Origin of the sequence: Actinomadura sp. 7K534 (genome assembly GCF_004348575.1) — a bacterium.
GTDB classification, from domain to species: domain Bacteria; phylum Actinomycetota; class Actinomycetes; order Streptosporangiales; family Streptosporangiaceae; genus Spirillospora; species Spirillospora livida.
The window spans coordinates 1-10,241 of the sequence record NZ_SMKB01000247.1; the positions used below are offsets into that span (position 1 = coordinate 1).

Below are 10,241 nucleotides of genomic sequence, written 5' to 3' on the forward strand. Positions count from 1 at the left end.
GCCCCGTCCCGGAAGGCCCCGTCCCGGAAGGCCCCGAGCCCGTCCCGGTGCCGTCCTTCCGGTGGCTGCCGGCCCTGCTGGGGATCATCGGGCTCTGCTCGTTCGTGGGCGAGGGCGCCGTGGCCGACTGGAGCGCCGTCTACCTGCGGGAGCACCTCGGCACCGGGCCGGGCTTCGCGGGCCTCGGCTACGCCGGCTGCGCGGTCGCGATGACCGCCGGCCGGTTCGCCGGCGACCGGGTGGTCGCGCGGTTCGGGCCCGTCCCGGTGCTGCGGGCCGGGTCGCTGGCCGCCGCGCTGGGCCTCGGGGCGGGGCTCGCCGCCGCCCACCCGGTCGCGGCCGTGGCCGGTTTCACGGTGTTCGGCCTGGGCATCGCCGTCGTCGCGCCCATCACGTTCAGCGCGGCCGGGAACGTCCCCGGCGTCCCCGCCGCGGCCGGCATCTCCCGCGTCACCGGGATCGGCTACCTCGGGCTGCTCGGCGGCCCGCCCGTCATCGGGTTCGTCGCGCAGGGCGTGGGGCTCGGCTGGGCGCTGGCCGTGCCCGTCGGGCTCGTCGGCCTCATCGTGCTGCTGGCTCCGGCGACCGCCACGGCCGCCCCGCGCGCGGACCGCGGAACGGCGGCCTCTTGATCTTTTGGCCGGGTTGTGACATTCGCATATGTCCTACTCAGGTAAGGTCTGGGCGAGTGAGCACCATGCAGCGGGCCAGACCGGCCAGAACGGTCGAAGCCGTCCCGCAGTACCGGAGGTTCCTGAGCGAGCTGCTCAGCTTCGGCTTCGTCGGGGTCATCGGCACGCTGATCATGATTCTCGGCGCCAACGTGATGCGCGCCTGGCTCGGCGGCAGTCCCGTCACGAGCGTCGCCATCCCCACGGTGATCTCCACGCTGGCCTCGTACCTGCTCAACCGGTTCTGGGTGTTCCGGCACCGCGACAGCGACGGCTCCGGCCGCGAGGTCGCGATCTTCTTCGTGCTGAACGGCGTCGGCCTGCTCATCCAGGTGGTGTGCACCGGCTTCACGTACTACACGCTCGGGCTGCACGGCGGGGTCGCCTACAACGCGAGCCTGCTGGCGGGGGTCGCGTTCGGTGCCGCGTTCCGCTACTGGTCGTACAAGAAGTGGGTGTTCACCCCCGCGGTCGCCTGACCCGCCCGTGACCGCTCCCGTGACCGCCGCCGGGCCGGCGCGCCGTGCTCACCGTCCCGCGGGGACGATCCCCTCGGTCTGCCCCAGCGCCTCGCCGAGGACGCCCGCCAGCTCCTGGCCGGTGGCCTGCGAGAAGATCGCGTGGTCGATGCCGCTCTCGGCGATCCGCCCGATCGTCTCCACGGCCTCGTCCACGGACGGCGTGCCGCCCTCGAAGCGGCCCAGCGCGGTCTTCTCGATCTCGGCGTAGTCGCGTCCCTGGTTCGCGCAGTGCTCGCGCAGCACATCGAGCTTGCGCGGCAGCTCCGGGCCGTCGAACAGGTTGCAGGCGTCGGCGTACTGGGCGACGAGCCGCAGCGTCTTCTTCTCCCCGCCGCCCCCGACCAGGATCGGGGGACGCGGCGTCCGCAGCGCGGGCGGCGAGTTCAGCGGCCGCTCCAGGGTGTAGTGGCGGCCCTCGAACGGGGAGTCGTCGCCCTTCCACATCCGGTGGGCGATCCGCAGCGTCTCCTCCAGCCGCTCGAACCGCTCCGCCGTGGGCGGGAACTCGATGCCGAGCCCCCGCGACTCCTCCTCGTTCCAGGCCGCGCCGATGCCCAGCCAGGCGCGGCCGCCGGACAGCACATCCAGCGTGGTCACGGTCTTGACCAGGATGCCGGGATGGCGGTACGTCACGCCGGTGACCATCGTGCCGAGCGTGATCCGCTCGGTCAGCGCGGCCGCGTACGCGAGCGCCGAGTAGCCCTCCAGCATCGGCTCGTCCGGGGCGCCGACCCCGCCGATCTGGAAGAAGTGGTCCATCACCCACAGCGAGTGCAGGCCCGCCTGGTCGGCCTGCCGGACGGTCGTGTCGAAGGCGGGGCCGATCCGCTCCGGCCCGCCGGGAAAGGTGAAGCTGGGAATCTGGAGACCAACGCGCATGACGGGTCCCTCTCCTTTTCGTCCGCGATTACACCGGTGATGCGCCGGCGGGTCCCCACTCTGCGGGCTGGAGCGCGCTCCAGGTCAAGCGCGCCGCCCGGCGCCGGGCGTTGACCTGGAGTGCACTCCAGGTGAAATCCTGGGGGGCGTGAGTTCCTACTCTCCGGGCGAGACCGCCGAGAAGAGCGGTTTCAGCATCGACACGCTGCGCTACTACGAGAAGATCGGGCTGCTGCCCGGCATCGCGCGGAACGCGTCGGGCAGGCGTGTGTTCAGCGACGGAGACCTGCAGTGGCTCGGGATGCTGCGCTGCCTGCGCGAGACGGGCATGCCGATCGCCGAGATGCTGCGGTACTCCGAGCTGGCCCGCGGCGGGGACGAGACGGTCCGCGAGCGGCTCGAACTGCTGCAGGACCACGACCAGCGGGTGGAGGAGCAGATCGCGCGGCTGCGCGAGCAGCAGGCGCAGATCCAGTGGAAGATCCGCCTCTACAGCGGCGAGATCTGCGGCGAGCCCGCCGCGGCCGGCGCGGCCGGCGAGGTCAGCGAGGGCCTTCCCGCCTGAGCCCCGGCTCCGGCGGATCTACCGGTGGACGGGCGTGACCCGGCGGCCGTCGGCGCCGAAGAAGAGCACCCGGTTCAGGTCGACCCGCAGCGCGTAGTGGTCGCCGCGGCTGGGCCGGCTGCCGGGCGGGATGCGGAACACCAGGTCGGTCCGGCGGTGGTGGCCGGCGTGCTCCTCCGGCGGCTCCGGGTGGGACGGCCGGCCCAGCATGTCCCGCAGCCGGTCGCGCAGGCCCGGCCGCCACGTCTCGTGCTGCTCGGGCGGCGGCGGCCGCCCCACCTCCGTCGCGTCCACGGTGGGGATGCCCGCCTCGGCGTAGGCGAGCCACTCGTGCCCGTGGAACTCCAGCTCGCGGACCTGCCCGGACAGGACGGTGCCGTGCGGCGCGGGGGAGCCCGGCGCGATCGGCACCAGCGTGTCCGGCCGGATCCCGACGATCACGGACTGGCCGTGCCGGCTGATCAGCGAGGACGCGCGCGGGTCGTTCCACGGGACGCTCAGCCGCTGCGAGCCGAAGTCGAGCAGGAGCCCCTCGCCCTCGACGGCCCACAGGGTGGCGTGCAGCAGGTTGATCGGCGGTGAGCTGAGGAACGCGGCCACGAACACCGTGGCCGGGTCCGAGTAGATGTTCTCGGGGGTGCCGACGTCCTCCAGGACGCCGTCGCGCAGCACCGCCATCCGGTCGGCCATCGTCATGGCCTCGACCTGGTCGTGCGTGACGTAGACGGTGGTGGTGCCGGTGGAGCGGACCAGCCCGGCGATCTCGATCCGCAGCTCGGTGCGCAGCCCCGCGTCGAGGCTCGACAGCGGCTCGTCCATCAGGAACAGCTGCGGCTCGCGGATCAGCGCCCGTCCGATGGCCGCCCGCTGCCGCTGCCCGCCCGACAGCGTGCCCGGCAGCCGGTCGATCATGGAGTTGATGCCGAGGGCGCGCGCCAGCTCGACGACCTTGGCGCCGGCCTCGGCGCGGTCGTCGCCCGCCACCTCCAGCGGGAACATCATGTTGCCCTTGACCGTGCGGTGCGGATAGAGGGCGCCCTCCTGGAACACCATTGCCACGTTCCGCTCGCGCGGCGGCAGGTCGTTGGCGACGGACCCGTTCAGCCACAGGTCGCCCGCGGTGATCTCCTCCAGCCCGGCGATCATCCGCAGGAGGGTGGACTTGCCGCAGCCCGACGGTCCGAGCAGGACGAAGAGCTCGCCCGCGTTGATCCGCAGCCGCACGTTCCGGACGGCCACCTGCCCGCCCGGATACACCTTGTCGACTCCGTCGAGCACAACATCCGTCATCGGGTCCGCCTGGGTGTGAGCAAGATCTCGGTTCGTCATCACACCGCGCGGCGGTCCGGATTGTCCATAGCGAATCCGCCCTTACCGGTGGGCGATCCGGCCGGGTCCGGCCATCGGACGGCGAATTCCGGTCACCGCGGTAGGTACAGGGCTCCCGCGCCGCCCGGCCGCGCCGGTGATCGTTTGGCAACCTGCTGCTTACAGCGCCGACCCACCGTCAAAACGGAACGGTCCAAGACTCCCGGATGTCGAGATCTTGGAGGTGTTCCTTGTCGACAAGGGAACAGACGAACGGGGTCGACCGCCGGTCGTTCCTCACCCGGGTAGGGGCGGCCGGCGGGGCGGGCGCGATGTTCGCCACCATGGGAGCGCTCGGGCTGGCGCCATCGGCGGAGGCGGCGACCAGAACGCCCTTCCAGCCGCCGCAGCCCTCCGACTTCCGGCTGCGCGGCCGCGGAGCCGCCAAGGTGCTGATCCTCGGCGCCGGGGTGGCGGGCCTGGCCGCGGCGTACGAGCTGGGGAAGGCCGGGTACGACTGCACGGTCCTGGAGGCTCAGGACCGGGTGGGCGGCCGCAACCTGACCCTGCGCGGCGGCGACCGGCTGGCCGAGACGGACGGCGCCACGCAGCGGGTCGGCTTCAGCCAGGGCCAGTACATGAACGCCGGCCCCGCGCGCATCGCGCAGTGGATGACCACCATGGACTACTGCCGCGAACTGGGCGTCCCGCTGGAGGTGTTCACCAACTCCAACGCCGAGGCGCTGATCTACAACGAGTCCGCGGGGATGCGGGAGCCGGTCAAATGGCGCACCGCGAAGGCGGACGTCCACGGCTACATCTCCGAGCTGCTGGCCAAGGCCACCGACCAGGGCGCCCTGGACCAGCGGCTCACCGGCGACGACAAGGAGCGGCTGCTCTCGTTCCTCTCGGGCTTCGGCGCTATCGGCCCGAAGTCCGCCGGATACGCCTACACCGGCGGCGGCCGGCGGGGCTACTCGGTCGACCCGGGTGCGGGCGCCCAGGAGGGCACCGTGCTGGGGCCGCCGCCGTCGCTGTCCGACGTCCTCGCGAGCGGGGTCGGCCGGTCCTTCTCCTTCGAGTTCGGCTACAGCCAGGCGATGCTGATGTTCCAGCCGGTCGGCGGCATGGACGCCATCCCCAAGGCGCTCGCCAAGGCGGTCGGGAACGGCCGGATCAGGACCGGCGCGAAGGTGACCGTGATCACGAACACGGGGGCCGGGGTCCGGGTCGAGTACGTCTCGAACCGCAAGACCAGGGCGGCCGAGGCCGACTATGTGATCGCGACCCTGCCCCCGCAGGTCCTCGCGAAGATCCCGCACAACCTCGGCGCGGGCGTCCAGGCCGCGCTGCGCACCCCCGTGCCCGCCTCCACCGGCAAGATCGGCATCGAGTACCGCAGCCGCTGGTGGGAGCGGGACGAGAACATCTACGGCGGCATCACCAACACCGACCTCGACCTGGCCACCATCTGGTACCCGTCGTACGGCTACAACGGCCGGCGCGGGCTGGTCATCGGCTACTACAACTTCGGCTCCGCCGCCGACGCCTACGCCCGGATGAACCACGCGCAGCGGCTCGCACGCGCCCTCGACCAGGGCGCGAAGATCCACGGCGACAAGTACCGCCGGGACGTCGCCGCCTCGACGTCGATCGCCTGGAGCAGGCAGGAGCACATCGAGGGCGGCTGGATCGGCTGGCCCAGCCGCGGCGCCGAGTACCGGCTGCTCAACGAGCCGCAGGGCAACGTCTACTTCTGCGGCGACTGGCTCAGCTACGAGATCGCCTGGCAGCACGGGGCGTTCGAGTCGGCCCGCAAGGTCGTGACCGACCTCCACCAGCGCGTCCTGAAGTCCTGAGAGGAGACGGAACCTTGCGCGGCAAGAAGCTCATCATCGGAGGCGTCGCCCTGGTGACGCTCGGGGGCCTCAGCGGAGGCGCCCTGGCGTCCCCCAAGAACACCAAGGCGAAGCCGAAGCCCACGGAGGTCCGGGTCGCCCTGCCGGCGGGGCAGGGCAACCCCTCGATCGCGAACGGGGTCGGCGTCGGCCACGGCGTCACCACCTACACGGCCAGCGGCACCGGTCCGGCCGGAAGCAACACCTCCGCGCCCGCGGGGACGCCGGAGCGCTACATCGGCTTCCCGGGCGGGACGCTGCCCCCGGGCGTCACCATCACCGAGGCGCAGGGGCTCAACGCGCTCGAACAGCTCGGCGCCAACCTGGAGGCGGCGGGGCTCACGCCCCGGGACGTGATCTCCATGCGCGTCTACCTGGCCAACCCGCCCGGCGCGGACACGGCGGACTTCGCCGGGTGGAACCGCGCCTACCGGCAGTTCTACGCCAACGTCGACCTGGACACCGGCAAGGTCGTCAAGGTCCCGCTGGGCACCGCGCCGCCCGCCGACCCGATCTACGCCAACCCCGCGCGGCCGGCCCGGGTCGCGCTGGAGGTCGAGAACCTCCCGGTCGCGGGCTGGCTGGTCGAGGTCGAGGTGGTCGCCGCCTACCGGTGACGGCACGGCCATGACCCACGAGAGGCGCCCCGCGGGCCGGACCGGTCCGGCCCGCGGGGCGCCGCCCCCTCGGTGCCCGCCGCACCGCCCGCCCCGGGTGCGGGCCGTCCGTTCCGTCCAGGATGCTGTGGACGTCGTCCCCCGGTCGTAGACTCCTGGTCGTGGCAGGCCGGATTCGCAATGAGGACATCGCGCTGGTGCGGGAGCGCTCGTCCATCGCCGACGTGATCGGCGAGTACCTGCAGCTTCGCAACGCCGGCGGCGACAACCTCAAGGGCCTCTGCCCGTTCCACGACGAGAAGTCCCCGTCGTTCAACGTGACGCCCTCGCGCGGCCTGTACTTCTGCTTCGGCTGCGAGGCCGGCGGCGACGTCATCCGGTTCGTCCAGGAGATCGAGCACCTGTCGTTCTCCGAGGCGGTGGAGCGGCTCGCGGCCCAGGCGGGCGTCCAGCTGCGCTACGAGGAGGGCGGCGGGCGCGGCCCCCGGCAGGACGGCGGGCAGCGCGCCCGGCTCGTCGAGGCGCACCGGGCCGCCGCCGAGTTCTACGCCGAGCACCTGAACTCGCCCGAGGGCGGGATCGCCCGCAAGTTCCTGTCGGAACGCGGCTTCGAGGCCGCCGACGCCGCCCGCTTCGGCGTGGGCTTCGCGCCCCGCGAGTGGGAGGGCCTGGTCAGGCACCTGCGCGGGCGCGGCTTCGCCGACCGCGACATCGTCGCCGGCGGGCTGGCCAAGGAGGGGCGCCGCGGCCCGATGGACCGGTTCCGCGGCCGGCTGATGTGGCCGATCCGCGACCTGAGCGGCGACGTGATCGGGTTCGGCGCCCGGAAGCTCTACGAGGACGACGACGGCCCCAAGTACCTGAACACCCCCGAGTCGCCGCTCTTCCACAAGGGCTCGGTGCTGTACGGGGCCGACCTGGCGAAGAAGGAGATCGCGCGGCGGCGGCAGGCCGTGGTGGTCGAGGGCTACACCGACGTGATGGCCTGCCACCTGGCGGGCGTCCCGACGGCGATCGCGACGTGCGGTACGGCGTTCGGCGACGACCACATCAAGGTGCTGCGCCGCCTCCTGATGGACCAGGACGAGTTCCGCGGCGAGGTCATCTTCACCTTCGACGGCGACGCCGCCGGGCGCAAGGCCGCGCTGCGCGCCTTCGACGACGAGCAGAAGTTCGTCTCGCAGACGTTCGTGGCCATCCAGCCCGACGGCCTCGACCCCTGCGACCTGCGGATCCGGCACGGCGACGCGGCGGTGCGCGACCTGGTGGCCGCCCGGCTGCCGCTGTTCGAGTTCGCGGTGCGCAGCGCGATCGAGCAGCACGACCTCGACACCGTCGAGGGGCGGCTGAGCGCGCTGGACGCGGCCGCCCCGGTGGTCGCCGCCATCAAGGACAGGTCGCGCCGGCACATGTACGCCGTCAACCTGGACCGCTGGCTCGGCATCATGGACGAGCAGTTCGTGCTGCGCCGCGTCCGGGAGCTGGCGGCCCGCCGGCACGGACGTCCGCAACCGGGAAACGGCCGGGCCGGAAATGGCCGCGCCGGACACGACCGGGCGGCCGGCGGCCGCGCCGGCGAGGCACAGGCCGCGCCGGCCCGCCCCTCGTTCGACCCGAACGATCCCGAGGTCCAGCGCGAGCGGGAGCTGCTGAAGCTGGCCGTGCAGTGCCCGGCGCTGCTCGGCCCGGCGTTCGACGAGGTCCCGGCCGGCGCGTTCATCGCACCGCCGCACGCCGCGGTGCGCGCCGTCATCGCCGAGGCGGGCGGTGTCACGGCCGCGGGCGGCGTCTCCGAATGGGTCGCCCACCTCCTCGAACAGGCCCCGAACGAGCAGGTCAAGGACCTGATCACCAGACTCGGTGTGGAACCGGTCCATTCGGACCAGGTATCGGATGACCGTTATGCCAACGAACTGCTCGCCCGAATACAGGAACGGCAGCTCACGCGCATGATCGCCGATGTGAAGTCTAAACTCGGGCGGCTGAATCCGGTCGAGGCTCCCGAGGAGCACACCAGGCTCTTCGGCGATCTTGTCGCGCTTGAGCAGCAGAGACGGGTGTTGCGCGAGCGAGGGCTTGGATCACAGTAAGTGAAGAGACCGCAAAATAGGTCCTGTGATCTAGCCCCCCTTTGACGCAGACTGTCTGCGTGGGCCCTTCGGTGCTGCCAAGCGAGGCGCCATCGGTTGATCAGGTGGCGGACCTTGTCGCACGTGGCAGAGAACGCGGTGGTGTGACCGTCGAGGACGTCGCCGCCGCGCTCGATCGCTCGGACTTGCCGGACGACTCGCTGGAGCGGGTCGTGCGGATGCTCGCAGAGCAGGGGGTGGAGGTCCTCGAGTCTCAGCAGGAGACCGAGGACGTCACGCGAGTGGACGAGGGTGACCTCGGCAAGCGGGCGCCGACGAGCGACCTGGTTCGGATCTACCTGAGAGAGATCGGTCGCGTACCGCTGCTCACGGCAGAAGATGAAGTAGAACTCGCGAAATCGATCGAGGCGGGACTGTTCGCCGAGGAGAAGATGGCGCGTACCGCCGTCCTCGCCCGCGGCGAGCTGCTCGACCTCGAACTGCTCTCCCGCGAGGGTGCGCGGGCGAAGCAACGGCTGATCGAGGCCAACCTCCGGCTGGTGGTCTCGATCGCGAAACGGTACGTGGGGCGGGGAATGCTCTTCCTCGACCTGATTCAGGAGGGAAATCTCGGACTCATCCGTGCGGTCGAGAAATTCGACTACACCAAGGGGTTCAAGTTCTCGACCTACGCGACCTGGTGGATCCGGCAGGCGATCACCCGGGCGATCGCCGACCAGGCCAGGACCATCCGCATCCCGGTGCACATGGTCGAGACCATCAACAAGCTGGTCCGGGTGCAGCGGCAGATGCACCAGGACCTCGGCCGCGAACCCACCCCCGAGGAGATCGGCCTGGAGATGGGCCTGTCGCCCGTCCGGGTCATCGAGATCCAGCGGATCGCGCAGGAACCGGTGTCGCTGCAGTCGCCGATCGGCGAGGAGGACTCCGACCTCGGCGACTTCATCGAGGACGCGGACGCCGTGGTGCCCATCGAGGCCGCGGCGTTCATCCTGCTGCAGGACCAGCTGGAGGACATCCTGGGCACGCTGTCGGAACGGGAGCAGCGCATCATCCAGCTGCGCTTCGGCCTGACCGACGGACATCCGCGCACACTGGAGGAGGTCGGCAGGGAGTTCGGCGTGACGAGGGAGCGGATCCGCCAGATCGAGGCGAAGACCCTGGCGAAGCTGCGGCATCCGTCCCGCGCGCAGATGCTGAAGGAGTACCTCGACTGACGCCCGACGGGCCGTGACCGCCCTCCCGCCCGGGAGGGCGGTCACGTGCGACCGGGAGGTTCGTACCTTGTGCCGGTATTGCGGCGCATTCGTGCGGGCCGTCATCTACCGTTGAGTCATGCTGATCGTGACGACTGACGGCGTGGCGGGGTACGAGATCAGGAGCGTCCTCGGGGAGGTCATCGGGACGGCCGTCCAGTCCGGCCAGGGCGGGGCGCCGCAGCCAGGCTCCGGGGGGAGCAGCGCCACCTTCCGGGTGACGGGGGAGCAGCCGGCGGCGAGCCTCGCCGCCGCCCGCCGCGAGGCGGTGGACCGGCTGGGCGAGGAGGCGCGCCGCAAGGGCGCGAACACCGTGGTCGGCATGCGCTTCGACACCGCCGCCGTGGGCGGCGGCCTTGAGGTCTGCGCCTACGGCACGGCCGTCTGGGCCGAGCCGGCCCAGCGTCGCGACCAGCCCCAGCAGCAGGCCCACCCG

Annotated in this window: 9 protein-coding genes and 1 pseudogene; 8 read left to right on the top strand and 2 right to left on the bottom strand. The window is 71.8% G+C overall.

Going from position 1 to position 10,241, the window contains the following annotated elements; genetic code table 11:
- A pseudogene (locus tag E1266_RS31140) lies at positions 1-632 on the top strand (MFS transporter); the annotation flags it as partial.
- A 65-nt stretch (positions 633-697) separates the two neighbouring features.
- A complete protein-coding gene (locus E1266_RS31145) occupies positions 698-1,150 on the top strand; it encodes a GtrA family protein (protein WP_132053162.1) in 453 nt (150 codons plus the stop codon).
- A 48-nt stretch (positions 1,151-1,198) separates the two neighbouring features.
- Here E1266_RS31145 and E1266_RS31150 read toward each other — a convergent pair whose 3' ends face one another.
- Complete coding sequence (locus E1266_RS31150; RefSeq protein ID WP_132053150.1) at positions 1,199-2,071, bottom strand: LLM class F420-dependent oxidoreductase; 873 nt, start codon at positions 2,069-2,071, stop codon at positions 1,199-1,201.
- Positions 2,072-2,219: 148 nt separating this feature from the next.
- On the opposite strand from E1266_RS31150, the gene E1266_RS31155 reads away from it, so the two are divergent.
- Positions 2,220-2,636 carry a MerR family transcriptional regulator gene (locus tag E1266_RS31155; RefSeq protein ID WP_132053152.1) on the top strand — a complete coding sequence of 139 codons (417 nt, stop codon included), beginning with the start codon at positions 2,220-2,222 and terminating at the stop codon, positions 2,634-2,636.
- Positions 2,637-2,654: 18 nt separating this feature from the next.
- Here E1266_RS31155 and E1266_RS31160 read toward each other — a convergent pair whose 3' ends face one another.
- Positions 2,655-3,926 carry an ABC transporter ATP-binding protein gene (locus tag E1266_RS31160; RefSeq protein ID WP_132053154.1) on the bottom strand — a complete coding sequence of 424 codons (1,272 nt, stop codon included), beginning with the start codon at positions 3,924-3,926 and terminating at the stop codon, positions 2,655-2,657.
- A 269-nt stretch (positions 3,927-4,195) separates the two neighbouring features.
- On the opposite strand from E1266_RS31160, the gene E1266_RS31165 reads away from it, so the two are divergent.
- The 5 genes from E1266_RS31165 to E1266_RS31185 all read left to right on the top strand — a co-directional run.
- Positions 4,196-5,803 carry an FAD-dependent oxidoreductase gene (locus E1266_RS31165; RefSeq protein ID WP_243719104.1) on the top strand — a complete coding sequence of 536 codons (1,608 nt, stop codon included), beginning with the start codon at positions 4,196-4,198 and terminating at the stop codon, positions 5,801-5,803.
- A gap of 14 nt (positions 5,804-5,817) precedes the next feature.
- Positions 5,818-6,459, top strand: a complete 642-nt coding sequence (locus E1266_RS31170) for a Rid family hydrolase (RefSeq protein WP_132053156.1) — start codon at positions 5,818-5,820, stop codon at positions 6,457-6,459.
- A 161-nt stretch (positions 6,460-6,620) separates the two neighbouring features.
- Complete coding sequence (gene dnaG, locus E1266_RS31175; RefSeq protein ID WP_132053158.1) at positions 6,621-8,549, top strand: DNA primase; 1,929 nt, start codon at positions 6,621-6,623, stop codon at positions 8,547-8,549.
- A 71-nt stretch (positions 8,550-8,620) separates the two neighbouring features.
- Positions 8,621-9,766, top strand: coding sequence for an RNA polymerase sigma factor RpoD (gene rpoD / locus E1266_RS31180; RefSeq protein WP_131953796.1), 1,146 nt, complete (start codon positions 8,621-8,623; stop codon positions 9,764-9,766).
- A 118-nt stretch (positions 9,767-9,884) separates the two neighbouring features.
- Positions 9,885-10,241 (top strand): heavy metal-binding domain-containing protein (locus E1266_RS31185; protein WP_132053160.1); only part of this gene is annotated, 357 nt, incomplete at its 3' end.